This is a genomic window from Streptomyces sp. NPDC043726 (assembly GCF_056436565.1).
Genome location: NZ_JBWKCI010000002.1, coordinates 610,484 through 635,767 on the forward strand (window position 1 = coordinate 610,484; position 25,284 = coordinate 635,767).

20 protein-coding genes are annotated in these 25,284 nt (G+C 69.1%); 6 read left to right on the forward strand and 14 right to left on the reverse strand.

Going from position 1 to position 25,284, the window contains the following annotated elements:
• Positions 1-19: 19 nt before the first annotated feature.
• The 7 genes from AC068Z_RS07490 to AC068Z_RS07520 form a co-directional block, all read right to left on the reverse strand.
• Complete coding sequence (locus AC068Z_RS07490) at positions 20-433, reverse strand: hypothetical protein (protein WP_478553242.1); 414 nt, start codon at positions 431-433, stop codon at positions 20-22.
• A gap of 22 nt (positions 434-455) precedes the next feature.
• Positions 456-1,502, reverse strand: coding sequence for an ArsR/SmtB family transcription factor (locus AC068Z_RS07495; protein WP_478553244.1), 1,047 nt, complete (start codon positions 1,500-1,502; stop codon positions 456-458).
• 21 nt (positions 1,503-1,523) lie between these two features.
• On the reverse strand, positions 1,524-2,699 hold the full coding sequence (locus AC068Z_RS07500) for a M20 family metallopeptidase (RefSeq protein WP_478553246.1): 1,176 nt from the start codon (positions 2,697-2,699) through the stop codon (positions 1,524-1,526).
• A 119-nt stretch (positions 2,700-2,818) separates the two neighbouring features.
• Positions 2,819-4,831, reverse strand: coding sequence for a glycosyl hydrolase (locus AC068Z_RS07505; RefSeq protein ID WP_478553248.1), 2,013 nt, complete (start codon positions 4,829-4,831; stop codon positions 2,819-2,821).
• A gap of 216 nt (positions 4,832-5,047) precedes the next feature.
• Positions 5,048-5,911 carry a carbohydrate ABC transporter permease gene (locus AC068Z_RS07510; RefSeq protein WP_478553250.1) on the reverse strand — a complete coding sequence of 288 codons (864 nt, stop codon included), beginning with the start codon at positions 5,909-5,911 and terminating at the stop codon, positions 5,048-5,050.
• The gene (locus AC068Z_RS07515) at positions 5,908-6,882 is read right to left on the reverse strand and encodes a carbohydrate ABC transporter permease (RefSeq protein ID WP_478553252.1); all 975 of its coding nucleotides are present in this window, start codon (positions 6,880-6,882) and stop codon (positions 5,908-5,910) included. Before AC068Z_RS07515 ends, AC068Z_RS07510 begins: the two co-directional genes overlap by 4 nt.
• A 95-nt stretch (positions 6,883-6,977) precedes the next feature.
• Complete coding sequence (locus AC068Z_RS07520) at positions 6,978-8,300, reverse strand: ABC transporter substrate-binding protein (protein WP_478553254.1); 1,323 nt, start codon at positions 8,298-8,300, stop codon at positions 6,978-6,980.
• Positions 8,301-8,576: 276 nt separating this feature from the next.
• Here AC068Z_RS07520 and AC068Z_RS07525 point away from each other — a divergent pair, with 276 nt between their 5' ends.
• Entirely contained in the window at positions 8,577-10,997 is a 2,421-nt protein-coding gene (locus AC068Z_RS07525) for a glycoside hydrolase family 2 protein (RefSeq protein WP_478553256.1), read from the forward strand.
• Positions 10,994-12,022: a LacI family DNA-binding transcriptional regulator gene (locus AC068Z_RS07530; protein WP_478553258.1), complete on the forward strand. Its 1,029-nt coding sequence runs from the start codon at positions 10,994-10,996 to the stop codon at positions 12,020-12,022. The genes AC068Z_RS07525 and AC068Z_RS07530 overlap by 4 nt, the downstream gene beginning before the upstream one ends.
• A 5-nt stretch (positions 12,023-12,027) precedes the next feature.
• Here AC068Z_RS07530 and AC068Z_RS07535 read toward each other — a convergent pair.
• The 3 genes from AC068Z_RS07535 to manA form a co-directional block, all read right to left on the reverse strand.
• Positions 12,028-12,824 (reverse strand): IS5 family transposase gene (locus AC068Z_RS07535; RefSeq protein WP_478553758.1). Its coding sequence is split into 2 segments (ribosomal slippage): positions 12,028-12,488 and positions 12,488-12,824, totalling 798 coding nucleotides; the frame shifts between segments, so codons are not numbered across the junction.
• Between the two features lie 220 nt (positions 12,825-13,044).
• Entirely contained in the window at positions 13,045-14,001 is a 957-nt protein-coding gene (locus tag AC068Z_RS07540; RefSeq protein WP_478553260.1) for an ROK family protein, read from the reverse strand.
• Positions 14,002-14,109: 108 nt separating this feature from the next.
• Complete coding sequence (gene manA / locus AC068Z_RS07545) at positions 14,110-15,321, reverse strand: mannose-6-phosphate isomerase, class I (protein WP_478553262.1); 1,212 nt, start codon at positions 15,319-15,321, stop codon at positions 14,110-14,112.
• Positions 15,322-15,740: 419 nt separating this feature from the next.
• Here manA and AC068Z_RS07550 point away from each other — a divergent pair, with 419 nt between their 5' ends.
• Both AC068Z_RS07550 and AC068Z_RS07555 read left to right on the forward strand, forming a co-directional pair.
• A complete protein-coding gene (locus AC068Z_RS07550; RefSeq protein WP_478553264.1) occupies positions 15,741-16,895 on the forward strand; it encodes a cellulase family glycosylhydrolase in 1,155 nt (384 codons plus the stop codon).
• A gap of 168 nt (positions 16,896-17,063) precedes the next feature.
• Positions 17,064-18,293, forward strand: a complete 1,230-nt coding sequence (locus AC068Z_RS07555; RefSeq protein WP_478553266.1) for a PP2C family protein-serine/threonine phosphatase — start codon at positions 17,064-17,066, stop codon at positions 18,291-18,293.
• Between the two features lie 80 nt (positions 18,294-18,373).
• Here the strand turns inward: AC068Z_RS07555 and AC068Z_RS07560 are convergent, their stop codons facing one another.
• Together AC068Z_RS07560 and AC068Z_RS07565 are read right to left on the reverse strand one after the other, a co-directional pair.
• A complete protein-coding gene (locus tag AC068Z_RS07560; RefSeq protein WP_478553268.1) occupies positions 18,374-18,826 on the reverse strand; it encodes an SsgA family sporulation/cell division regulator in 453 nt (150 codons plus the stop codon).
• Positions 18,827-19,238: 412 nt separating this feature from the next.
• The gene (locus tag AC068Z_RS07565; protein WP_478553270.1) at positions 19,239-19,823 is read right to left on the reverse strand and encodes a TetR/AcrR family transcriptional regulator; all 585 of its coding nucleotides are present in this window, start codon (positions 19,821-19,823) and stop codon (positions 19,239-19,241) included.
• A 117-nt stretch (positions 19,824-19,940) separates the two neighbouring features.
• Between AC068Z_RS07565 and AC068Z_RS07570 the strand changes: the two genes are divergently transcribed.
• A complete protein-coding gene (locus AC068Z_RS07570) occupies positions 19,941-20,801 on the forward strand; it encodes an NAD(P)-dependent oxidoreductase (protein ID WP_478553272.1) in 861 nt (286 codons plus the stop codon).
• Positions 20,802-21,094: 293 nt separating this feature from the next.
• Here the strand turns inward: AC068Z_RS07570 and AC068Z_RS07575 are convergent, their stop codons facing one another.
• A complete protein-coding gene (locus AC068Z_RS07575) occupies positions 21,095-22,066 on the reverse strand; it encodes an Lrp/AsnC family transcriptional regulator (protein ID WP_478553274.1) in 972 nt (323 codons plus the stop codon).
• A gap of 238 nt (positions 22,067-22,304) precedes the next feature.
• Between AC068Z_RS07575 and AC068Z_RS07580 the strand changes: the two genes are divergently transcribed.
• Entirely contained in the window at positions 22,305-23,381 is a 1,077-nt protein-coding gene (locus AC068Z_RS07580) for a hypothetical protein (protein ID WP_478553276.1), read from the forward strand.
• 21 nt (positions 23,382-23,402) lie between these two features.
• On the opposite strand, the gene AC068Z_RS07585 is transcribed toward AC068Z_RS07580, so the two are convergent.
• Positions 23,403-24,968 (reverse strand): MFS transporter, encoded by a 1,566-nt coding sequence (locus AC068Z_RS07585; protein ID WP_478553760.1) that lies wholly within the window; start codon positions 24,966-24,968, stop codon positions 23,403-23,405.
• Between the last annotated feature and the right edge of the window lie 316 nt (positions 24,969-25,284).

The window sequence follows — 25,284 nt, forward strand, 5'->3', positions numbered from 1 at the left end:
GCAGGTCGATCAGATCCCGTCACAGCCCGCCCCCGTCTTCCTCGGGGTACTTCCGGTTCAGCTGCGAGGGTCTGGGGTCCTGGGACAGGACGTACCCCACGTCCCAGTGGGCGCCCGTGTGCCGGCTGTATGCGACCGCTATGGGACCCTCCACCGAGCAGAAGAACGTCACCGTGACGGGGAAGTCCAGCTCGCTGCCGCGCGCCAGCAGGTTCCAGCGGACGGAGATGGGCCTCTCGGGGCGGACATCGACCAAGGTCATGGCGGCGCACCGGGCGGGGTCGGCCGGTCCGGTCCCGTACCTTCCCTCGATGGTGTGCACGAGCACTTGATGCCGTCCTGCCACCAGCGGACGGCGCCGCGCGCGCCAGACGCCCCAGGGCCGCCAGGGGCGCAGCCGCCGGTACTCCACGATCGGGTAACGGGATGTCATGCGGTCGTCCTCAAGCGGGCGTTCAGTACTGCAGCGCCACCGCCACATCCCGTCCGATGCGCTCTACGGCAGTGAGGTCGAGTCCGTAGTGCACATAGCGGCCGTGGCGTTCGACCCGCACCAGGCCCAGGTCGCGCAGGGCACGCAGATGCCGCGAAACCTGCGGCCGGGTCATCGACAGCCGGTCCGCCAGGTCGGCGGTGGTCATCGCCTGGCGCGCGATGAGACGGCACAGGCGTACCCGGCGTGGGTCGGTGAGCGCCAGCATCCGGCTGCGGGCCAGGGTGACGCCGACGTCCGGGGCGTCGACGGGGAAGTGGACGACGGGCGGCAGCCCCGGCTCGTCCTTCACCAGCAGGTGCGGAGCGCCGTACAAGGTGGGGATCAGGAGCAGAGGTGTACGGGCGGGGCTGATCACCGCGTGGTGCACCTTGTCGAGAACGACCCGGGCGGGGCTGTCCAAGCGGACGCTGGACGGGCTGAGCGAGAGCAGGGCGCCGGTGGGCCCTTCGTCCACGAGCCGGCGGCGCATCCGGTGCGCGGCCCGGGACAGGGTGGGCTCGGTCCGCGCCCACAGTTCGTCGAAGTAGACCCGGCGGCACAGGTCGAGGAAGGCGACAAGTTCGGCGCGCAGGGCTTCCGGGTCGTGGAGCAGGTCGTCGGCGAGGGCCAAGTGGCCGTCCGGCAGCCCGGACGCGGCCTGGCGCAGCACACGTGCCTGTTCCCCGTCGTGCAGCACCCGGTCGAAGTGGAAGGCGCGGTAGCCGCTGGCGCAGGTGTACGCGGTGAGTTCGGCGAACCGGTCCACCGACAGCTGGCTCGGCGGAGCCTCCAGCCCGGGGTAGAAGCCCCGCCAGCGCAGTGGCGTCCACAGCGGGGCGAACCGCCGCAGTCCGGCCCGGAAGGCGGCCGGCGCGGCAGCGGTCGTCTGCTCGGCCCAGGCGGCGTGTGCGGTGTGGTGGTCGTGTCCGGTCAGCACGTGCAGGCTCGCGGCCAGTTCCGCGAGGGGGGACACGGTCACCGTGAACCGGTCGGCGACGGCGCCTTCCAGGACGAACACGACCGACATGAGCGGGAGTGTACGGCGCTCTCACACCCCCACGCCCTCGAACTCGGACCGCGCGGCTGTCAGCAACTCCGGCTCGGTGAGCAGCGCGGTGACCACGTCGGCGAGTCCGGTCGCCGCGATCTGGGTGCGGTCGTGGGCGAGGGGCGTCGCCGCGGCGTCCCGCATGGCCTCGGAGTGGGCGGGCGTTCCGGCGTCGGCGATCTGGACGTACGGGTGGATGACCGGCATCAGGTGCGAGATGTTGCCGATGTCGGAGGATCCGGCGGGGCTGTCGGGGTCGTACGGTGCGATGTCCGCGCCGAGTTCGCGCACCGCGTGGGCGAACCGTTCTCCGAGAGCGGTGTTGTTGCGCCGCTCCGCGTACAGCGGGCCGGTCTCGCGGACCTCCGCCTGCGTCTGTGTGGCGAGCGCGGCCCCCGCCGCCGCGGCTCGCACCCGCTCCACCAGAGCCTCGGCGGATACGGCCGTACGGTCGCGGACGTACAGGTCGACCGCGGTCCGCGCGGGGACCACGTTGGGCGCCTGTCCGCCGTCGACGACGATGCCGTGCAGCCGGGCGCTGGGCGGCACGAACTGCCGTAGCGAATCCAGGGCGTTGAGGAACAACTGGGCTGCGGCCAGCGCGCTGCGCCCCTGCCAGGGCGAGACCGAGGCGTGCGCGGCGACCCCGGTGAACACCACGCGCAGATGTGCCGCCGCGAGCCCCGGTCGGGCGGTCAGCCAACGGTCACCGGGGTGGAACATCACCGCCGCGTCCACTCCGTCGAAGACGCCCGCCTCGGCCAGCCGCACCTTGCCCGCGCCGCCCATCTCCTCACCGGGGGTGCCGATCACGGCGACCGTGCCGGGGTGCGCGGGGAGTGCCCGCACGACGGCGACGGCCGCCGCCACCCCGCCTGCCGCGATCAGGTTGTGGCCGCAGCCGTGCCCGATGCCGGGCAGCGCGTCGTACTCCGCGAGCACGGCGACGTACGGCCCCGGGCGCCCGCCCTCGTGCACGGCCACGAAGGCGGTGTCCAGACCGCCCGCGGGTGCGGTCACCGTGAAACCCGCCTCGGCGAGCCACCGCGTCAGCACCTGCTGGGCGTGGAACTCGGCGAACTTCAGCTCGGGGCGCGCGTGGATGGCCAGGCTGACGGCCTCCATCCGGGGCCGCAGTACGGCGAGTTCGGCGGACAGAGCCTGAATGGACGACATGGCACTCCCTTCGTACGACGGCACAGTGACGTGCTGTCATGTACGACGAGCGTGCGGCTGGGTGTGGGGGAGTGGGCGCCGATTACCGCGCCCGTGGCAACCCACACTGGGCGGAGCGGTCATTCGGCCCTGATGTTGTCCACGTACACGACACCCGTGACGGGGGCGCCACTGCCGTGGCCGAGGTACAGGTTGAACGTCGTCACCTCGGCGAGGTGCGCAGCGTCCAGCACTTCACCGGCGTGTGCGGTGTCCCAGGGAGCGGGCTTGAACGCGCTGAACGGGGCCCGGATTTCGCGGGCGGTCGCGTCGGACAGGGAGATGTTGTACTCGAAGTAGGCTCCTTTGGAGACGAGTTGGAGTGTCGCCCCGTTCGCCGAGCCGTCCCCCTGCAGCCACAGCACGAGCGAGGAGAAGGCGGTCCAGTCCGCGTCGACCGACTTGCCGATGCCGGTGTAGCCGGAGCTGCTGAAGTCGTATGCGTAAGCCAGCCCGTACGCGCCCGAGGCCTTGTGGTCGGCCGACAGGGTTGTGCTGTTGGCGTTGATGTGGCTGTAGGCCTCGCTGAGGGTGGCGTCGTCCCCGGCGTAGCCCTCGAAGTCGTCGATCCATCCGGCGGGCAGGGGAGTGACCTCGCCGAGCAGGACCAGCGCCTTGTCCGTGAGGGTCCTGCCGCCCACCCGGGCGTCCACCGAGAGGGTCACCGACCGGTTGTCGAGCCAGGCCGGGTCGATCGACCAGTCACCGGAGTAGAAGCCGTCCGCGTCCAGGCGGAGCCGCTGGTCGCGACCGCCGTTCACCGAGTAGGTGACCCTGCTCGCCGGCGCCTGTGTGACTCGCACCCGGACCGTACTCCGGGCGGTCGTCAGACGCTGCCGGTCCGTGGGGGTCACGAGGTGTAGGAACGGGGCGTTCCGCACGGCACTGGTGCGCGCGGCGTACACACCTCGCAGGTCACCGGCGAAGACCGTGTAGGAGTCCTTGGCGTACTGGGCGAAGTCCGCGTGCAGGGCATGGCCCGGGACCGGTACGTACTGCCGGGTGTCGCCCCCGAAGTTGGCCCAGGTCTGCATGTATGTCACTCGGCGGGCCAGCGGGTCGGCTTTGATGGCGCCCAGCAGTTCGGTGAACCACTGCGGATTGCGGCCCTCCTCCCCGCTCTCGCCGAACTCGGTGTAGGCCGGGACCTTGCCCTTCTGCTCGGCCAGGCGGACCACCATCGCCAGGTCCTTCACCAGGCTCTGCAACCAGGCGTCCGAGCCGGCGGAGTTGTCGTAGGCGTCGTATCCGAGGACGTCGACGTAGCCGTCGCCCGGGTAGGTCTTGAGGTAGCCCGCGGAGTCGCCGCCGAAGCTGGAGTTGGGCGAGTACGAGTAGAGCAGGTTGCGGACGCCCTTGGTGTCGCGCAGGTACTCGACCGTGTAGCGGAAGATCTCGATGTACTCCGCCGAGGTGGTGTGGCCGGCGCCCCACCAGAACCAGCCGCCGTTGTTCTCGTGGAAGGGGCGGAAGATCACGGGGATCAAGGTGCCGTCCGATCGCCGTGCGCCCTTGACGGCCCGGGCTATGCGGTCGAGAAAGGCGTTGTACTGCGTGTGCTTCGTTCCTCCGGGGAGGATCTGGCTGACGACACGGCCGGACGTGTCGTAGAAGTTGTTTCCGGTGACGAAGTTCGGCATGTGGGCGCTGAGGGTGTTGATCCCGCCGAGCGCGTCCGCCTGCCGGATGCACCGGCTGAGCGCGGCGATGTTCTCCGCCTCGGTCGCGTCCTTCCTGCCGGGGCGTTCGTCCCCGTCGAGGATGAGGGTGTCCCAGCCGAACAGCGCGGGCTGGTCGCCCACCGCCGCCTGCGTGTCGGACGACTTGCCGTCCTGCGTGGTGAAGGTGAAGCCGTAGGACAGGGCGTGCTGGTGGCCGAAGAGGATGCCGTTGCCCTGCTGGCGCATCAGGTAGGCGAACAGCGCGCGCGTGGCGCTCGTCGCCTTGTCGTCGACGATCCGCACGGGTATCGGCGCACCGGCCGGAGCCGCGGCGGGAGTTGCTGCCGAGGCCATCGGTATCCCCGCGCCCGCCACGGCGGCTGTGGCGCCGAGCAGGACGAACGAACGGCGGTTCACGGCAGGCTTGTGCATGGCTGTCTCCTTGGACGGGGCGGGTTTCACCATGAGAGGTCTTCACCACAAGGCCGTGCCGGTGGGCATGCCCGAACCTGGGCCTTGGGCGGTGCTGTGGTGCCGACGGTGCGCGGTGCTCAACGGGACATCGGTCGCCCGGGTCGGGATACCACCGGCACGCCGGTGAGGGCCGGACCAGGCCAGGCCCTCACCGGGGCAGGGTGGCTGCCGGTGCTACTTGCTCGCTCCTTGAGCGAAGCCGTTGTAGATGTAGCGCTGGAGAAAGAGGAACACCAACAGGGTGGGAAGGATGACGAGGATCGCGCCGGCCGAGATGGTCTCCCAGTGGGCGCCGAACGGGCCCTTGAACCGGAACAGCGCCGTGGACATCGTGCCGAGGTCTTCCGAGGGCATGTACAGGAAGGGGATGTAGAAGTCGTTGTACGTCGTGATGCCCTTGATGATGACCACGGTCGCGATCGCCGGCTTCAGCATCGGGAAGATGATCTTGCGGTAGATGGTGAAGGCGTTGGCGCCGTCGAGCCGGGCGGCCTCGTCCACCGAGATCGGAATACCGCGGATGAACTGGAGGAAGATGTAGATCGACACGATGTCGGTGCCCATGTAGAGCAGGATCGGCGCCCAGCGGGTGTCGAACAGCCCGAAGCTGTTGACCACTTGGAAGGTGGCGACCTGGGTGGTCACACCCGGCACCAGGGTGGCGATCAGGAACAGGGCCATGATCAGCTTCTTGAACCGGAAGTCGAACCGGTCGATCGCGTACGCCGTCATCGAGCCGATGATCACCGTGCCGGTGATCGAGAACAGCAGGATGAACGCCGTGTTCCCGAAGGCGGTGAGCATCTCGCCGTCGGAGAAGGCGGTCGCGTAGTTGTCGAAGTTCAGCCAGTCGTCCGGCAGGGCCAGCGCACCCTTGCCGTCCGCGACCTCCTCCGCCGACTTCAGCGAGGTCAGGAACACCACGGTGAGCGGGATGAGGACCACGAGGGATGCCGCGATCAGGATCAGATAGGTCAACGGGGTGGCGAGGCCGAGACGGCGACGGGGCGCGCGGGTGCTGGAGGCGGTGGTGCTCATACGATGTCGACCCTCTCGTCGGGCACGAGGCGGCGCTGAATCCAGGTGATCAGCAGGATGATCGCCAGCAGCACCACGGCGCAGGCGGAGGCCAGACCGGTCTTGTTGAACTGGAAGGCCAGCTTCACGGTCTGGATCACGAAGGTCGAGGTGCCGGTCGCCCCGCCGGTCATGATGTACGGGATCTCGAAGACCGAGAGCGAGCCTGAGATCGCCAGGATGACGCTCAGGCTGAGCACCGGCCGGATGCTCGGGGCGATGATGTGCCGGAACTGTTGCCAGCGGCTCGCCCCGTCGAGCTGGGCGGCCTCGTAGAGCTCACCGGGGATGGACTGGATCGCGCCCAGGAAGAGCACGAAGTTCAGTCCGGTGAACCGCCATACGGACACGCCCGCGAGCGAGGTGTTGGCGGACTCCGGGTCGCCGAGCCACGCGTGGTCGGGGTCGGCGCCGAACCACGACAGGACCGAGTCGAGGGTCCCGCCGTCCTGGAAGAAGTACAGGAAGACGAATCCGATGGCGACGCCGTTGACCAGGTAAGGGAAGAAGAGGATGCCCTTGAAGAGGTTCCTGAAGCGCAGGTCGAAGCTGAGGATCGTGGCGAAGTACAGGGCGATCACGATCTGTACGACGGATGCCGCCAGGTAGTACAGGCTCACCGCGAAGATCCGGAACATCTCCGGCCGGGTGAACACGTCGGTGTAGTTCTCGGCACCGACGAAGTTGCGGTCGGGGCTGACACCGTCCCAGTCGGTGAAGCTGTAATAGATCATGTTGCCCACGGGCACGTAGGTGAACGTCACCAGCAGTGCGAGCGGGGCGATGAGGAACAGCCACGGGGTGAGACGGCGCAATGGCTGGTGGCGCCAGGATCGACCGCCCGGCGCTCCGCGCTGGGCGCGATGCTTCGCAGGCCGGTCCTCCGGTGAGGTCCGTGCGGGCGGGGATGGGGTGGAAACGGTTCGGGGCATGTGAGGGCCAGGGCCTTTCGTCATCCGCTGAGCGCTGCGGCGCCGGGTCCCCGCCGCGGGGGCGGGGCGGTCGGGGGACCCGAGCGCGGAAAGGATCAGGAGCCTGCGTTCTGCCTGGCCTCGGACCAGCGCTGGTTCAGTTCATCGAAGTAGTCCTCCAGCGACCCGTCCTGGGCGCCGCGAGCGATGTCGATGAGCTTCTGGCGGTAGTCCTGCTTGTTGAGACCGATCTCCGAGGCCTCGTCGATCGCGTTGACCTCGGCCGTCTTCTCCTCCGAGCGCTCCACCATCTTGACATCGTTGTCAACGTACTCTTCCAGCGTTGACGGCAGTGCTGCCGACCTCAGGACGGAGACAGCGCCCTCCTTCTCGGAGTAGCCCGACTCCTCGGTGAACCAGTCGATCCAGGCCCGAGCGGCCTCCTTGTTGTCGGAGTGGATGTTGACGGCCTGCTGATAGTCGGAGACCAGGGTGGCGCAGAACTTTCCGCCGGCCTGGGCCGGAACCGGCATGAAGCCGATGTCGTCGGGGTTCTCTCCGGCGTCCTCGGCCGCCGCCCGCATCTGGTTGATCGCCCATGAGCCGAGCATCATGCTGCCGATCTCGCCCTTGGCCAGGAGCGTCTTGGAGCTCTCCCAGTTGGTGGTGCTCGGGTCCTTCTCGGACAGCTTCTGGTTGACGATCTCGTAGAGCAGGCTGTCCAGGGTGTTCAGATCGCTGCCCTTGGCCCACGGCTTGTCCATCTCGGCCAGCGCGTCCGACGCGGCACTGTTGCAACTGACCGACCCGACGCTGTTGGTCCACGGGCTGCTGAGCGGCCAGCCGTCCTTGAAGTTGGTGTAGTACGGCGTGGTGCCGGTCTTGTCCTTGACCGTCTTCAGGTCGTCCAGGAACTGCTGGGTGGTCGTCGGCCAGTCCGTGATCCCGGCCTCCTTCCACAGGGCCTTGTTGTAGACGAAGCCGTTGGCGGTGCCGAACGTGCCGATGCCGTACACCTTGCCGTCCACGTCGGTCTTGTCCGTGAACAGGTACTTCGACTTCATCGCCGCCGACTCGCCGAGCGGCGCGAAGAAGCTGGGATAGTCCCCCTTGGCGACCGCGGCGGGGATCAGCAGGACGTCACCGTAGTTCTCGGTGTTCATCCGGATCTTGACCTCACCCTCGTAGTCGGTGATGGCCTCGAACTTCACCTTCACGTTGGGGTAGGTCTTGTTGAACTCCGCCGCGTACTTCTTCATCGTGCCGTCCTGCACGAGGTCGGTACGGTTGGTCAGCACGGTGATGCTGCCGTCGGCGCTCTTCGGGTTCAGCGGCGCCACTGCGCTCTCGTCCGCGTCGGGCGTCCCCCCGCCACTGCATCCCGCGACCGTCAGCGCCGTGGTGACCAGCAGCGCCACGCTCAGAGATCTCTTCCCCATGTGCCCCACTCCTCCATTGGATTACGGCTCGGGCTCCGGTAGATGTCCGGCACTATGTCAGCCGCGATGTGAACCGGTAAAGCTTCATGAATGTCCGCGATACTTAATCGTTACCTGTTGCGCTGGCGAACGAAGATGGACCGCGCTCTGAGCTGTGCGTTTACTTTGGGTGTTGTTGACAATGAGGGGACTAGACCGGTTCATCTCCGTGGCGTTAGGTTGAGGGGTGACGTACCACCCACGACGTCTGAGCCGCCTTGCCAAGAGGAGCCGTACATGAAGGAAGTCGCCCAGCTCACGGAGAGTTGGACCCTGGGATACGACGGCAGCGCCCTGCCGGCCCGGGTGCCCGGCTGTGTCCACACCGATCTGCTCGCCGCCGGAGTGATCGACGACCCCTTCCTCGGCCAGAACGAGCGCGAGGTCGCCTGGGTCGGCCGCCGCGCGTGGACCTATCAGCGCCACCTCGACGCCGAGGACACCTCCGCGGACCGGCATGAGCGCACGGATCTGGTCTTCGACGGACTCGACACCGCCGCGGTCATCACCCTGGGCGGGCGGGAGCTCGGCCGCACCCGCAACATGCACCGCAGTCACCGCTTCGACGTGACCGGCCGCCACGGCGGCCTGCACGTCGAGTTCACCTCCGCCTACGACGAGGCCGAGAGCGTCCGCAGAATGATCGGCGAGCGGCCCAACGTCTATCCGGAACCCTTCCAGTACATCCGCAAGATGGCCAGCAGCTTCGGTTGGGACTGGGGCCCCACCCTGGTGACGGCCGGCATCTGGCGTCCGGTCCGGCTGGAGCGCTGGTCCACCGCCCGACTGGCGCAGGTGCGCCCGCTGGTCACCGTCGTCGACGGAACGGGGCGCGTCGAGGTACGCATCGACATCGAGCGCACGGAGCGGGGCGCGGGGCGCCGGCTGGAGGTCGAAGGCGCGATCGGCGGGGTGTGCGCTCATGGCGTGGTGGACGGCGATCACGCCGTCCTGACACTCGACGTCCCCGAGCCCGACCTGTGGTGGCCGCGCGGCTACGGCGCACAGACCCTGTACGACCTCAAGGTGACCCTGTCCGACGCGGTGGACGGCGGGCCGCTGGACTCCTGGCAGCGCCGGGTGGGTTTCCGCACCGTCGAGATCGACCGCTCCGCCGACGAACTGGGTACGGGCTTCACCCTCGTCGTCAACGGCGTCCGCCTCTTCACGCGCGGCGTGAACTGGATCCCCGACGACGTCTTCCCCTCCCGTGTCACCCCCGACCGCTACCGCACCCGGCTCGGTCAGGCCGTGGACGCCAATGTCGACCTGGTCCGAGTGTGGGGTGGCGGCATCTACGAGGACGAGGCGTTCTACAGCACCTGCGACGAGCTCGGCCTGATGGTCTGGCAGGACTTCCTGTTCGCCTGCGCCGCCTACCCCGAGGAGCAGCCCCTGCGCGGTGAGGTGGAGGCGGAGGCCCGCGACAACGTTGTCCGGCTCATGCCCCACCCCTCGCTGGTCCTGTGGAACGGCAACAACGAGAACCTCTGGGGCTTCCGCGACTGGGAGTGGGAACCGCAGCTGAACGGCGACTCCTGGGGGGAGGGCTACTACCTCGGCGTACTGCCCCGCATCGTGGCCGAACTCGACCCGACCCGGCCCTACACCGCGGGCAGCCCCTGGTCCGGCTCCTGGGACCACCATCCCAACGACACCGCCCACGGCACGCACCACTCCTGGGAGGTGTGGAACCGTCAGGACTACGCTGAATACCGGGCGAGTGTGCCCCGCTTCGTCGCCGAGTTCGGCTGGCAGGCGCCGCCCGCCCTGGCCACCCTGCGGCGGGCGCTCCCCGGGGAGCGACTCGCCCCCGACTCGCCCGGCATGCTGCACCACCAGAAGGCGGAGGACGGCAACGGCAAGCTGAACCGGGGCGTCGCCCGCCACTTCGCGCTGCCCGAGGACGACTTCGACCGCTGGCACTACCTCACCCAGCTCGTCCAGGCCCGAGCTGTCGCCGCCGGCATCGAACACTGGCGCTCGCACTGGCCGGTCTGCGCGGGGACGGTGGTGTGGCAGCTCAATGACTGCTGGCCGGTGAACTCCTGGGCCGCGATCGACGGCGACGGCCGCCTCAAGCCCCTCCACCACGAACTGCGCCGGGTCTATGCCGACCGCCTGCTAACCCTGCAGCCGGGCCTCGGCGGACCGACCCTCGCCGTGATCAACCAGGCCACCGAACCCTGGCAGGCCTCGGTGACCCTGCGCCGCCTCCAGGCGGACGGCACCGTGCTGGCCGAAGGGGTGATCGACGTGCACGTCGGAGTCTCGGCGGTCCACCGGCAGAACGTGCCGCAGGAGCTGGTCCCCGACGCGGCGTCCGCGAAGGAGTTCCTGGTCGCGGACGAGGGGGAGCTGCGCGCCCTGCACTTCCCGGTGCCCGACAAGGACTTCGCCTGGTCCGCACCCGAGTACGACGTGACCGTGGCCACTCCGACAGGTGTCGGCGACGGTAGTCTCGACATCGTGGTGACAGCACAAACACTCGTACGCGACCTCTACCTCCAGCCCGACCGACTCGGTCCGGACGCCGTCTGCGACACCGGGCTGCGGACGTTGTTGCCCGGAGAGCGGCTCAACCTGAAGGTCCGGGGTGCTGCCGAATCGGGCGCCAACGCCGTACGCGCGGCCCTCTTCTGCGTGGAACCGGTGTGAGCGCTCCCGCCGAACGCGTCACCATCAAGGATGTCGCCGCGGCGGCCGGCGTCTCCAAGGGCGCCGTGTCGCTGGCCTTCAACAACAAGCCGGGCGTTTCCGAGGCCACTCGGGCACGGATCTTCGCCGCTGCCCGGGACCTGGGCTGGGCGCCGAACTCATCCGCGCGCAGCCTGTCCCGGCAGGCGGTGGACACCATCGGACTGGCCATCTGCCGGCCCGCCCGGCTGCTGGGACTCGAGCCCTTCTACATGGAGTTCATCTCCGGCATCGAGAGCGTGCTGGCCGAACGTGACTGCTCGCTGCTCCTGCGTCTGGTCGGCTCTCTGGAGGAGGAGATCCAGCTTCAGGAGCGTTGGTGGAGGGAGCGCCAGATAGGAGGCTCGGTCCTGGTCGACCTCCGGCAGGACGATCCGCGTCTTGACCCGCTCAAGCGGCTGGGGCTGCCCGCGGTGGCCGTCGGCCATCCGAGCCTGACGGGTGGCTTCCCCTCGGTGTGGACCGACGACGCCACCGCGGTCGACGAGGCGGTCCGCTATCTGGCGGCTCTGGGGCACCGGCGCATCGCCCGCGTGGGCGGTCCGTCCGGACTCGGGCACAGCGGCATCCGGACGGAAGCGTTCGACAGGGTGGTGGCGGAACTCGGCCTGGACCGGGGTCTGCACATCGAGACCGGCTTCTCGGGCGAGGAAGGCGCGCGGGCGACACGCTCGCTCCTGCTTTCTTCCCCCCGCCCCACCGCCATCGTCTACGACAACGACATCATGGCTGTCGCGGGGCTCGGCGTTGCCACGGAGATGGGGCTCTCCGTACCTGACGAACTGTCGCTGCTGGCCTGGGACGACTCCCAGCTGTGCCGGCTGACCCACCCGACGCTGTCGGCGATGAGCCACGACGTCCACGCCTTCGGCGCCCAGGTCGCCCGGGTGCTGTTCGACGTCATCGCCGGAAAAGAGATCGTGTCCCAGCCCGTGGCGACGCCACAACTGATGCCACGCGGGTCGACCGCACCGCCTCGCTCTTAGAGCTCCTAACTCAATGCGGTGCGGAGGCGTCGCCAGCAGATGAGTGAGCAGGCCAGCTTGAGGAACGCTTCGTGGATGTCGTCGCGGATCTCCCAGCGGATGCGCAGGCGGCCGAACCAGTGCAGCAGGGCGATGGTCTGCTCGACCACCCACCGCTTGGTCCCCAGGCCGGAACCATGCTCGGTGCCGCGGCGTGCGATGACGGGCTTGATGCCCTTCGCCCAGACTTGGCGGCGGTAGCAGTCGTGGTCGTAGCCGCGGTCGGCATAGACCTCCCTCGGTCGCTGCCGGGGACGGCCGCGTTTGCCTCGGATCGGTGGGATGGCTGCCAGCAGTGGTATGAGTTGGGTGATGTCGTTGCGGTTGCCGCCGGTGAGCGTCACGGCCAGCGGGATGCCGCTCGCGTCGCAGATCACGTGGTGTTTGGAGCCCGCTCGGCCTCGGTCGACCGGGCTCCGGCCGGTTTTGGGCCGCCCTTGAGCGCCCGGATGTGGGAGCTGTCGATCACCGCCCGTGACATGTCCAGGCGGTCTGCGGCCCGAAGCTCGGCCAGCAGCACCTCGTGCAGCCGCTGCCACACCCCAGCGTTGTTCCAGTCCCGCAAGCGTCGCCAGCAGGTCATGCCTGAGCCGAAGCCCAGCTCAGCGGGCAACCACTCCCACCGGATGCCGGTGTAGAGCACGAACAGGATCCCGCACAGCACCTTGCGGTCATCCAGCGCCTTCCGCCCCGGATGCCGATGCCGGCGGTGTCGAACCGGCAGCAAAGGCTCGATCCTCACCCACAAGTCATCGTCAACCAGCCACGGTTGGGGATCGCGCTTCCTCACACGCAGATAACCGAACCACTCGGCTGGAGGACACGGGCGAACCTCATTCCGTTAGGAGCTCTTAGGGGCACGTCAAGGACGACGAGAGGGCCGAGGCGTTCCTGCCGCGGCCCTCTCGCGCTGCCCCTTGCATCACGGGGTCAGCGGGGAGGCACGGCGTACGGCTGGAACACCCGGCGGACCGAAACGCTTCTCACTCTGCGGTGGCTCCGGCGCTCTGCTCCAGCACATGCCGGCGGGCGGCGGCCGCCGCTCCGACGAGACCGGCGTCCCGCGCCAGCGCGGCCGGCCGCACCGCCAACTTCCGGGCGAAGTCCAGCACCGCGAAACTGCGCAGATGACGCCGGAGCGGCGTGAACAGGACGTCCCCGGCCTGCGCGACACCTCCGCCGATCACCGCCACCTCGATCTCCAGCAGCGTAGCGCTGCCTGCGATCGCGGCGGCAAGGGCGCGGGCGGACCGGTCGAACGCGGCGAGCGCGAGTTCGTCGCCGGCGCGCGCCGAGACGGCCACGGCAGCCGCCGTCGCGTCCTGACCGTTGGGCGGCGTCCAGCCCAGCCGCGCCGCGTACCGGGCGATGGCGGTACCGCTGGCGTACCCCTCGACGCAGCCACGGGCGCCGCACGCGCACGGCGGACCCGCCACGTCGACCGAGATGTGCCCGATGTGACCGGCGTTGCCGGAGGGGCCCGGATGCAGCTTGCCGTCCAGGATGAAGCCGCCCCCGACGCCGGTCGAGACCACCATGCACAGGGCGTTCGCGACTCCCGCAGCCGCCCCCTGCCAGTGCTCCGCGGCGGCCATCGCCACGGCATCGCCCAGCAGGACCGGCTCCACTCCGGCGAACATCATCGGGTGCGCCCGTACACATTCCACCAGCGGGAAAGCGCGCCAGGCCGGAATGTTGACGGGACTGACCGTGCCGTTCGCCGTATCCACGGGACCGGCGCTTGCTATGCCCATGCCCCGGACGGTGCCCCAGGCGGGGTGAACCGCGAGCGCATCGAGCACGGCGTCGACGGTGCCGGCCAGGCGTGAGGTCGACTCCCGGGCGGGAGTGGGCAGTTCGGCCCGCTCCAGGATGACGCCCGCGTCATCGATCAGCGCCCCCGCGATCTTCGTGCCGCCGATGTCGAGTGCTGCGTACACGTGTGTGCTCTCTTCTCTGGTTTACGTCTGGGTGTCGCCGGCCCGTGGATCCGGCCCGCGCGAACACGTATGGGAGACAACGTTGTCATCAGTTGGAGTCGAACGATGTCACGGGCGGTGGGCGGGTAGTCCGGTGCCCGCCACGAAAAGGGTTCCGGACCCCTCCGCGGTGACTTCACGGTCCGAGTCGGGAACGAAACAAGAGGACCCAGGGCGCAGGGAAAGCGCCTCCCCGCCCGGCCCACGCAGCACGGCCGATCCCGCAACGCACAGCGCGAGACGCGGTCCGGCGGCCGGTACGAGGGGGAGGGCCTCGCCGCCGAGCCGCGTCCGGTAGAGCGCGAACTCCTCCACCGGGCAGTCGAACACCTCGGTCCGGCCCGGGCCGACAACGGCCCTGGCATCTACGACGGGGACCTGGACCGCGGGGGCGGTGACCCGCAGCACCTCGGGAACATTCACCTCCTTCGTGGTCAGCCCCGCCCGTAGCACGTTGTCGGAAGCGGCCATGAGCTCCACGCCCAATCCCCGCACGTAGGCGTGGAGTCCGCCCGCCGGCATGAACAACGCGCCCCCAGCCGCAATGACCTGATGGTGCATCAAGAGCGACGCCACCAGGCCGACATCTCCCGGATGGTGCTCGGCCATGCCCACCACGGCTTCGTAGGCCGCCACATAGGGACCGGACTCTCCCGCTCGCACGGCACACGATCGCACCACGTCGGCGACGAGCGCTTCACGGTCCCCGTCCGGCCATTCGAGCAGGGCGCCCAGCGCCGCAGTCAGGGCCTCGTCGTCCTGGGTGTCTTCGCCGCGAAGGAGCTTCGACACGGCAGCCAGCCTGTCGATGCCTAGCCCGTCGAGGGCGGCGGCGGCCTCCTCGCGCGTGCGGAGTCCGGCGAGGACCTCGAAGTCGCCGAGTGCGTAGAGCAATTCCGGCTTCGGCCAGTCGTCGGCATACGTGCCCTTCCCGCCTCCGGCTGTCTGCGCGGCGAACGCCGCGGCGGCCCGGGCCCGGTCGGGGTGCACCTGGATGGACAGCGGCTGCTCGGCCGCGAGCACCTTGAGCAGGAAGGGAAGCCGGGGGCCGAACCGGGCGAGGCACTCCGCGCCGAGCTCCCGCTCCGGGTCTTCGGCCACCACGTCATCGAGTGTGCGTGCCTCGCCGTCACGTGTGATACCCGCGGGCCCGGCCGGGTGTGCGCCCATCCACAACTCCGCCTCGGGCCCTGGAGAGGGGGTAACGCGGCCCTGAAGTCGAGCCAGGGCGTCGTGGGAGCCCCAGGCGTAGGGCTTGATGATCGGTTGCAGTAGATCCACGCGGTTACGTTAGCTGCGGGTGGACGCTTCACCGCAACGGTCGTGCTTCTGTTATTAAACCGGTATAGCAGCGAAGAGTCTGTGCGGATCGATTTGCTCAGTTCTTTCATCGGATCCTCACCCGTATCGCCTGCCATGGTAGGGCAACGTAGGGGAAGTGAGGGCGGCGGGCAATAGCTCTAACGTGAACACAACCGGTTTAGTAAATTTTAGCTTTCCGGATGCTGTGCATCGCGCGTAGAAATGAAACTCGATGGACGCGTCTATTGACATGGTCGAAACATCAAGTGCTCTCATTGGGGTGCGGCGGCCGGGTGTCGGCCTCGGCCCGATCCTCACCAGCTGCAGGCACACCTCCACCTCGCCTGGCAGCTGGACGACGTTGTTACACATCCGTTCGAGATCCCCCGGGGAGAGACATGGCAGATCCACGGAGAAGCAAGGTGTGCAGCGCGCTCGCCGCGGCGGTGGCCGCCGCACTGGGCCTGCTGCTGGCAGTGATCGGCAGCCCGGCCGACAGGGCGGAGGCCGCGGTCACGGGCCTGCGGGTCACCAACGGCCGCCTGTACGAGGCCAACGGCAACCAGTTCGTGATGCGCGGCATCAACCACGCTCACGTCTGGTATCCGGGCGAGACCGGCTCGATCGCCGACATCGCGGACACGGGCGCCAACACCATACGGATCGTCCTGGGCAGCGGCGACCGGTGGACGAAGACGACCACTTCCGAGGTTTCGTCCCTGATCTCCCAGTGCAAGGCGAACCAGCTCATCTGCGTTCTGGAGGTGCACGACACCACGGGTTACGGCGAGGACTCCGCCGCGACGTCCATGGACAACGCGGCGAACTACTGGATCGGCGTGAAGAGCGCGCTGGCGGGCCAGGAGGACTACGTCGTCGTCAACATCGGCAACGAGCCCTACGGCAACACCAACTACACCGCCTGGACCGACGCCACCAAGAGCGCGATCGTCAAGCTGCGCAACGCCGGTATCAACAACGCCCTGATGGTGGACGCCCCCAACTGGGGCCAGGACTGGTCGAACACCATGCGGGACAACGCCGCGTCCGTCTTCGCCTCGGACCCGGACCGCAACACCATCTTCTCGATCCACATGTACGGCGTGTACGACACCGCCTCGGAGGTCCAGAGCTACCTCAACACCTTCGTCAACAACGGACTTCCCATCGTGGTGGGGGAGTTCGGCAACGCGCACAGTGACGGCGACCCCAACGAGGACGCGATCATGTCCACCGCGGAATCGCTCGGCGTGGGCTACATCGGCTGGTCATGGAGCGGCAACGGCAGTGGCGTCGAGTACCTGGACCTGGTCAACGACTTCAACGCCGGCTCCCTGACCACCTGGGGGCAGCGCCTGATCAACGGCGCGAACGGCATCGCCGCCACTTCGGACACCGCCACGATCTACGGCGGCGGCACCGGGGACGACGGCACCGCGCCGAACGGCTACCCGTACTGCGTCAACGGCAGTTCCTCGGACCCCGACGGTGACGGCTGGGGCTGGGAGAACAGCGCCTCCTGCGTCGTCCGGGGCAGTGCCGCGGACTTCTGAGACGCCTCACGCGTGCCGCCGGCCCTCAGTGCGGCTCGGCGGCACGCCGACGCCTGACCGAGATCGGCGGTCGTCGGCGTCCCACGGTCGGCGGGACCAGTAGCATGGCGTGTTTCTACTTGCCGTAGAAAATCACGTCATGACGTCCCATGCCGAGGCAGGCTGTACATGAGCGAACCGCAGATCGACTACGCGGCTGTCTTCCGGGCCCTGCCCGGCATGGTGGCGCTCCTGACGCCCGAGCTGGTGTACGTCGACGTCAACGAGGACTTCGAACGACTCGCCGGTCGCACCCGCGAGCAGCTGATGGGCCGCTACATCTTCGACGTCTTCCCCGAGAACCCCAATGATCCGGCCGCGGCCGGCATGCGGGAGACACGGGAATCCATGCTGCGTGCGGTGGCCACCGGCGAGCGCGACACCATGGCGGTGCTCCGCTACGACATCGAGGATCCTCAGCGGCCGGGCCACTGGCACGAGCACTTCTGGAGTCCGGTCAACGCGCCCGTCGTCGGCCCCGACGGACAGGTCGTGCTGCTCGTGCACCGAGTGGAGGAGGTGACCGAACTCCTTCGGGCGCGGGGCGGGCCGGGTGGCGACAGCCGGTCACGCGTGCTGGAGGCCGAGCTGTACACCCGCGCCCGGGAACTCCAGGAGGTCAACGAACGGCTGCGCAACGCGCATGCGCGCGAGCGCGAGGTCGCCCTGGCCCTTCAGGAGGCGCTGCTTCCCGCCCCCAGACCGCTGGGGCATCATCAGGCGGCCGTGCGCTACCGGCCCGCTGTCGGTGCCCTGAACGTGTGCGGTGACTGGTACGACCTGGTCGACCTGCCTGACGACTGCCTCGCGGTAGCGGTCGGCGACGTGGTCGGCCACGGCCTGGCGGCCGCATGCGTCATGGGGCAGCTGCGCAGCGCGCTGAGCGCCGCCACCCGGGTCGCCGACGGCCCGGCTCAGGCCCTGGAAGCCCTCGGTCTGTATGCCCGCTTTGTCGACGGCGCCGAGACGACCACGGTCGCGACGGCCTTCGTCGACTGGGACGACCGCACCATCACCTACAGCAGCGCCGGCCACCCACCGCCCGCTCTTCTGCACCCGGACGGCGCCGTGGGTTTCCTCGACGGGGCCACCGACCCGCCCCTTGGCGCCCGTGTCGAACACGCCCTCCGTCCTCAGGCCACGATGCCGTTCGTCCAGGGCGCTTCGCTGGTCCTCTACACCGACGGCCTGATCGAACGCCGCGGCGAGGACATCGACGTAGGCTTGGCCCGCCTGGCCGACTCCCTCACCCGCCACCGGCATGCCGACCCCGAGGCTTTGGCCGACGCGCTCTTGGCCGATCTGCTGCCCGTCGGTGGCAACACCGATGACACCGCTCTTGTCGTCATCCGCCTGTGATACGGCCCTCGCCCCGCGTGGCCGGCGTGCGGACGGCAACGGATCCGCCCTTGTGAACAGGTGCCGCGCGCACCTGCTCGTCACTTGCCGTTGAGCAGGGTACGGAAGGCGGCGTCCCAGTCGGCATCGCCGAGTTCAGTACCCGGCCTCACCAACTCGAAGGTCCGCATCAGCCAGTCCTGGAGCTCGGGCAGGCCGAGTTGGAAGAGGGCGGACGAGCCGCGCCCCCGCAGGCGCATCCGAACGACGGCACAACCTCTGTCCAGCGTCGGCCAGATCCGGACATCTCCCGTGCCGCTGGGTTGCAGCAGTCCATCGCGCAGCAGGTCACGGCTGATCTGCCACTGCACGGCCGTGTCTCCCCGAGGCCGGAAGGCGACGGTCACAAACAGGGGATCGGTGGGGTCGTACGAGATGTCGGCCCGCAGCGGGGTCTTGGACTTTCCCATCAGCCGATACACGTTCACCGTCAACGGATTCAGCCCGCGGGTCGCCGGGTACTTCTCGCTTGATTCGAACTGCTTGCCGCTCATGGGCCCCTCCGGCCGGGTACGGTGCTTCGGTCAGGTCTCGGCGTCGACGCCCCGCACCGTGCGGAACATCCGTCACTCGACTGGGAACCCGCGTCCGGAGAGATACACAGCGACAATGCCACCGTGGTCCGTACCCGTGCGCCCCGCATAGGCTGCCGTGTACCCCCGTCCGGCCGGTTCTCGCCTTCCGATGGCAATGCAGATAGCCCTGGGGGAGCAGGAACGCGAAGTACCGTGTGAAAGCGCCCTATTTCCAGCGGGCCTGTGTACGGATGGGGAGCAAAGAAGCGAATGCAGGCCTGAAGCCACGCGTGCCTGTGATCGCTGAACTCTGCCGAGCAGCCATCGGCGATCGAAGAAGGCATGGACCGCGGCCGGCACGGTGATTCACGGGGCGTGTGGGAGGCCGCGGCTACTGGCTGTAGGAGCGGATCAGGCGGGCCAGGTGTGTGCCGGCGAGGTCCAGCGGGGTCGTGGTGCGGGTGATCTGGGCGGTCATCTCGGCACCTTCGAAGGTACTGACGACGGTGTGGGCGAGGTCGCTCGCGGTGGTGTCGTCGAATCCGGCGGCCGTGAGTTTGTCGCGGACGATGCCGTGCCAGTTGGCGAAGGCGCGTTCAGCGGCGTCGCGGACCTGCGGAAGGCGGCGCGAGCTTTCCAGTGCCGTGGTGGTGACGGGGCAACCGTCCAGCCACTCGGAGTCGCGCAGGCCGGTGGCCAGTTCGCGGGCGCAGACGATCATCGCGTCCGCCGGGTCGTCCTCGCGTCCCATGGCGGTGCGCAGCAGGTCCGCGAACTCGCGGTCGCCGTGGCCGATCGCCTCGACGGCCAGCTCGACCTTGCCGCCCGGGAAGAAGTGGTACACCGAGCCCAGCGTGGCCTCGGCCTCCCGCGAGATGTCCTTGAGGCCTGTCCCCTCATAGCCCTGCCGCTGCATCAGCCGCGACGTGGCGCGGACGATGCGGTCCCGTGTGCCGACCTCGTGCTTGGCGCGCATGCGTCCCAGCGTACTGGATAGAGCGTTCGCTCTAGTCGTCTGCTACGGTCGCCGTAGTCTGAGTAGAACGTTCATTTTAGTAGCGGGGAGTCATCATGTCAGTAACGGGGAGTCGTCATGCCTGAGAATGCCGTCACCGTCATCGGCCTGGGCCCCATGGGCCGGGCGATGGCCGCCGCCTATCTCGACCGCGGGTACGAGGTGACCGTGTGGAACCGCACCGAGGCCCGTTCGGACGCGCTGGTTGCGCGCGGCGCCCGGTTGGCCGGCAACGTCGAAGGGGCCCTGCGCGCCAACGAACTGGTGGTGCTGAGCCTCACCGACTACGACGCCGTGTACGCGATCCTCGAACAGGCCCCGCAGGCTCTGACCGGGCGGACCCTGGTCAACCTCACCTCGGACACCCCGGCCAGGGCGCGGGAGGCCGCTGTGTGGCTCGCCGGACTCGGGGCCGTGCAGATCACCGGAGGCGTCCAGAGCCCGCCGTCGGGAATCGGCAGCGCGGACGCGGCGACGTACTACAGCGGCCCGGCCGACGCGGTCGCGAGGCACCGGGCAGCGCTTGAGGTGCTGACCGGCATCGAGTACCTGGGCGAGGACCCCGGTCTGGCGGCGCTGTACTACCAGATCGGCATCGACATGTTCTGGACCGGGCTCGTCGGCTACCTGCACGGCCAGGCGGTGGCCATGGCCAACGGCATCTCCGCCGAGGAGTTCCGCGAACACGCGGTGAAGAGCTTGGACTTCAAGTACTTCGTGGAGTTCTACGCTCCGCGCATCGACGCCGGGAACCATCAAGGCGACGCCGACAATCTGCGTATGGCCGTGGCCAGCCTGACGCATGTCCTGCAGACGGCAGAGGACTCGGGCGTCGACGCGTCCGTGCCGAGCGCGGTCCTTGACCTGTTCCGCCGCGGAGTCGCCGCGGGCCGCGAACGCGACAGCCTGACCAGTCTTGTGGAAGTGCTCCAGCGGTAGTTCGCCGAGCCTTGAATCCGCGCCGCCGCACCCGGTCCGGTCCGCGGTCCGGATGCGGCGCCGCGCGAGCGTCGGCGGCACGGCCCGCGGGACCCGCTCCAAGTCCTCGAGCGGGACACCGACGTGGCCCGTGGTCGGCCAGGACGCGAGTGGCGTTCGGGCCCTTGATTCACAGGTCCCGTACCTGTGACGGGACAGGTTCAGCGGCGCCGCGCTCTCGTGCCAGGCGCGTTGCTCCTGGCGCCGGCCGGCGTACGCGCGGGACCGGACGGCGGGCTCGCCCGAAACCCGGGTCAGCGGCGGGGATCGTAGGAAAGGGCCTTCACCTGCCGGAGGGTGGGAACGACTTCGACGGCCCGCACACCCGGGATCGCTCCGGCCCGGTCGGCCAGGTAGGCGAAGAGTTCCTCCGCCGATCGGCACAGCACGGACGCGACGACGTTGGCGTGGCCGCTGACCCCCGCGGCGAACCGCACCTCGCGGTGCCCGGCAAGGGCCCGTCCGACGGTGCGCAACTGCGTCGGCTCCACCGTCAGCCAGAGCACCGCCTCCGTGCCGTGCCCGAACGGCTCGTGGTCGAACTCGACGTCGAAATACAGCACTCCCGTCCCCCGGAGCCGGTCCACGCGCCGCTTGACGACGGGCTCCGTCTGACCGGTCGCCGCCCTCAGTTCGGTGATCGTCGCCCGCCCGTCGTGGCGCAGCAGCTCCAGCAGCTTCTCGTCGAGGCCGTCCAGCGTGACGGTTCCGGTGACGTCCTGGGGCGGAGGGAGCGTCAGGGCGGCTTCCTGAGCGGGGTCCAGGGCGCCGATCTCGTTGAGCGGGCCGAGCGGGCCGCCGTAGAAGTGGTGCAGGACGCAGTAGGCGTCGACGGAGGTGACGCGGCGGGTGCGGGGGATACGGTCCAGCAGCAACTCGTCGCGGTCTTCCCGACTGCGCGGCTTCATCGCGCACATCACCTCGGTGCCGCCGGACATCAGCCCGATGTAGGAGGTGTCAGGGCGGCGGGCGAGGGCGTCGGCCAGTGGCTCCGCCGCGTCTGGCGTGCAGCGCAGCCGCACGATCCAGTGGGTGCGGCCCAGGCGGGTGTGGTCGGCCAGGCCGAGCACCTTGAGCCGGGTCTCGGTCCGCAGCCGACGGTAGCGGCGGGCGATCGTCTGGTCGGAGACGCCGAGGACTTCGGCGATACGGCTGAAAGGTGCCCGGCCGTCCAGTTGCAGGGCCTGCAGCAGGCTCAGGTCGAGGGGATCGGGCCGGTAGGCCATGGACGTCTCTCCTTCGGTGCCGCGCCGCCGCGTGGTGCAGGTTCACACAGCGCGGCAGCACGCGGCGCCGCCGACACGCACCGGTGCCCTGCGCCTCGACGGGGCGTGGCCTTCTGGCAGGGCATCCAACGGGTCGGCCCTCTTGGTCCTGTCGGTCTTGTCAGTGGCTTGTCGTAGGGTCACGGCAGGAATTTCTCCCCCGTTTGCCGGAGTTCTCGTGCCGCACCCAGCTCGACTCGTGACCACCATCGCCGCTCCTTTGGCTTTCTCCCGAGCCGACGAGGCCCCGCACATCCAGTGCAGCACCGGAACACGGCTGCTGGTGCAGCGTGGTGACACGGAGCTGATCGTGCGGAGCCTTGAGCCGTCGGCCGCGGCCGAGGCCGTCCGCTTCGCCGCCCCCTGGCCGCGCCGGTACGGCTCCTGTGCCGTGTCGCCCGCCGGTGACCTCGCCGTCTTCGCCGGGCTCCACGCGCTGCAGGCCGTGGACCGGGCGGGGAAGGTGCGGTGGGAAATACCGCACTCCTGCTGGGCAGGCTGCGCGGGGCACGACGCTTTCACCGAGTACGCCGACCGGCGTGACCACCGGTACGTCGGCAGCGGCTCGGCCGCGTTCTCCGCCGACGGGACGCTGGTGTGGGCGCACATCCGCGGCTCCCTGACCAACGACCGAGGCCGTGGAGCAGACGAGTGGCTGGTCATCGCCTCCGAGGACGGCAGGGTGCTGGCCCGCGCCGCCACGCATACGGCAGCCGCGGGTTCCGTGCACGTTCCGCATCCGGACCCCGGCCAGATGGGCCTGGCCATCGGGGAAGGGCAGGACGGCGCCGCGGTGCGCTGGGCACGCTTCGACGGCCACACCGTCGCCATCGACAGCTTCGGCGACGAAGACCGTGTCCTGCTGGCGGCAAGTCCCAGCGGAGAACGCCTGCTCACCGTCACCCACGACCAGGACACCCTTGCTCTCCACCCGGTCGCCGACGGCACGGTCACAGCCGAGCTGGATGCGGCCGCGGTCCCCCGACACCCGGAGCTGGAAACCGAGCAGCCGGACATCTTCGAGGACAGCGAGGAACAGGCGTTCTTCGACTATGAAGGCGGCTTCCTCGACGAGGACACCGCCATCGTCGGGACAGTCGAGAGCGACGAGGAGTTCGGCACGGGCCGACACTGGCTCGTCGATGTCGCCCGAATGCGCCTGACCGGCCAACTCACCTACCCCTTCGAGGTACCCGGCCTGCCAAGGCCCCTCGGCGACGGAACCTGGTACACCGTGTCCTCCATCGAGTCCGCTCTTCATCTGTGGACCCTGTAACACCTGAACTCGGTGTGCTTCTTACGGTGCTTCAGCCGCGGCAGTGGTCCGCGGACTCGGTTCCGCAGCCTGTCGGCCGCCGCTGTCGGCGTGCGGAGCGGTGGGAGCGCCGCTCCGACCGGACGGGGCGTTGAGCAGCCAAGCCGCCAGTGCGGCGCCGATCAGCATGACAACACCCGAGAACAGCAGGCACAGTTGGAGTCCGTCCAGGAAGGACTGGGACAGCGCCTGCAGGGCCGGAGCGGTGGCACGGCCCAGCGGCAGAGCGGCGACGGCGCCCAGGCCGTCCGCGTCCACAGCGTCCACTACGCGGCTGCTCGTCGCCTCCGTCAGGCCGGCCCCGGCGAGGTGACCCGGCAGGGTGTCGACCGCCTCGCCGGTCAGCAGCGCCCCCAGGATGGCCGGCCCGAGGGCGCCGCCGACTTGCCGGAAGGCGTTGTTGCCGGCCGCCGCCATACCGGCCTGGTGGTGCGGCACCGAGGAGACGGCGGTGGCAGTGATGCACGGGAAGGCGAGTCCCAGGCCCAGGCCCAGCAGGGCCAGACGCCAGGCCAGGGAGTCGAAGGAGGTGTCGGCGCCCACGGTCGTCAGGGAGAACAGCGCCACGGCTGTGACGACCAGGCCACTGGTGATCAGCACACGAGCCGACAGGTACCGCATCAGTCGGCCCACCGCGGTGCCCAGGAGCATCGGCAACGCGGTTGTCACCAGTAGCCGCAGGCCCGCCTCCAGGGTGCTCAGTTGCTGCACCATGCCCAGGTAGAGGCTGAGGACGAAGAAGAAGCCGAGCAGCCCCAGGAAGCTGATCATGACGACCAGTGCGGAGCCGGTGAACGCGGCATTGCGGAAGAGCGACAGGTCCAGCATGGGGCTCGCACTCCGGCGTTCGACCAGCACGAACGCCACGGCGGAGCAGACCGCGACCGCCAGGGCCACGATCACGTCGGCCTCCGCGAACGAGGCAGCGCCGCCCTCGATGACGCCGTAGACCAGAGCGACGATCGCCACGGCGGCGGTGATCTGACCCGGCCAGTCCAGCTTCCGCTCGACGGGGGATCGGGACTCGGCCAGCACGAAAGCCGCGACCACCATGGTGATCAGGGACAGCGGGATGGGCAGCAGGTAGATCCACCGCCAGGCGGCGTGGTCGACGATGACACCCGCGATGAGCGGGCCCACGGCCAGCGAGCCCATCATCGACGTCGTCCACAGGCCGATGTACTTGCCGCGCTCCCGCGGGTCCGGGACGGCGTGGCTGATCAACGCCAGGGTCATGGGCAGCAGTGCGGCGGCACCCACGCCCGAGAGTGCCTGCCCGAGCCAGACCATCTCGACGGACTGCGCGGACAGGCCGACCACGGCCCCCAGCACACAGAAGGCCAGACCGGCTTGGAACACCTTCTTGCGTCCGTGCACCTCACCGAACACGCCCGCGCTCAGAATCAGCGCGGCCACCGGCAGGACGAACGCGTCGGAGACCCACGACAGATCGGCGGTCGACGCGCCCAGGGCCTGCTGGATCACCGGCAGGCTCACCGCGACCGTCGTCACCGGGAAGTAGCCGACGAACACCCCCAGACAGGCCATGACAAGCGTCGCCGTGCGCCGCTCCCGGCGCTGCTCCTCAACCACCACTGCCGCACTCACCCCAGGCTCCTTCGCGACCGCACGCCGGCCGCAATCGGTCGAACGACCCGGAACTATGCGGCGCGTCCGGAGACCTGGGCCAGCCAGAGGCCGTGAGAACCGAATTTCCGACAGAAGTCCTCTCCCCGACCCGAAAAAGTTCCGTCGTTCCGGAGGCTTGTCTGACCCGGCTCGACACTGGTCGCGGAACGCCCAGTGGTCGCGGCGGTTGGACGAGGACGGGCGATGGCGTGAACCGGTAGGCAGGGGACGGTCA

What these genes read in the sequence shown, in the direction of transcription:
- AC068Z_RS07490 (WP_478553242.1), bottom strand. Translation starts at nt 433, where the DNA reads ATGACATCCCGTTACCCGATCGTGGAGTACCGGCGGCTGCGCCCCTGG.
- AC068Z_RS07495 (WP_478553244.1), bottom strand. Translation starts at nt 1,502, where the DNA reads ATGTCGGTCGTGTTCGTCCTGGAAGGCGCCGTCGCCGACCGGTTCACG.
- AC068Z_RS07500 (WP_478553246.1), bottom strand. Translation starts at nt 2,699, where the DNA reads ATGTCGTCCATTCAGGCTCTGTCCGCCGAACTCGCCGTACTGCGGCCC.
- AC068Z_RS07505 (WP_478553248.1), bottom strand. Translation starts at nt 4,831, where the DNA reads ATGCACAAGCCTGCCGTGAACCGCCGTTCGTTCGTCCTGCTCGGCGCC.
- AC068Z_RS07510 (WP_478553250.1), bottom strand. Translation starts at nt 5,911, where the DNA reads ATGAGCACCACCGCCTCCAGCACCCGCGCGCCCCGTCGCCGTCTCGGC.
- AC068Z_RS07515 (WP_478553252.1), bottom strand. Translation starts at nt 6,882, where the DNA reads ATGCCCCGAACCGTTTCCACCCCATCCCCGCCCGCACGGACCTCACCG.
- AC068Z_RS07520 (WP_478553254.1), bottom strand. Translation starts at nt 8,300, where the DNA reads ATGGGGAAGAGATCTCTGAGCGTGGCGCTGCTGGTCACCACGGCGCTG.
- AC068Z_RS07525 (WP_478553256.1), top strand. Translation starts at nt 8,577, where the DNA reads ATGAAGGAAGTCGCCCAGCTCACGGAGAGTTGGACCCTGGGATACGAC.
- AC068Z_RS07550 (WP_478553264.1), top strand. Translation starts at nt 15,741, where the DNA reads ATGGCAGATCCACGGAGAAGCAAGGTGTGCAGCGCGCTCGCCGCGGCG.
- AC068Z_RS07555 (WP_478553266.1), top strand. Translation starts at nt 17,064, where the DNA reads ATGAGCGAACCGCAGATCGACTACGCGGCTGTCTTCCGGGCCCTGCCC.
- AC068Z_RS07560 (WP_478553268.1), bottom strand. Translation starts at nt 18,826, where the DNA reads ATGAGCGGCAAGCAGTTCGAATCAAGCGAGAAGTACCCGGCGACCCGC.
- AC068Z_RS07565 (WP_478553270.1), bottom strand. Translation starts at nt 19,823, where the DNA reads ATGCGCGCCAAGCACGAGGTCGGCACACGGGACCGCATCGTCCGCGCC.
- AC068Z_RS07570 (WP_478553272.1), top strand. Translation starts at nt 19,941, where the DNA reads ATGCCTGAGAATGCCGTCACCGTCATCGGCCTGGGCCCCATGGGCCGG.
- AC068Z_RS07575 (WP_478553274.1), bottom strand. Translation starts at nt 22,066, where the DNA reads ATGGCCTACCGGCCCGATCCCCTCGACCTGAGCCTGCTGCAGGCCCTG.
- AC068Z_RS07585 (WP_478553760.1), bottom strand. Translation starts at nt 24,968, where the DNA reads ATGGCCTGTCTGGGGGTGTTCGTCGGCTACTTCCCGGTGACGACGGTC.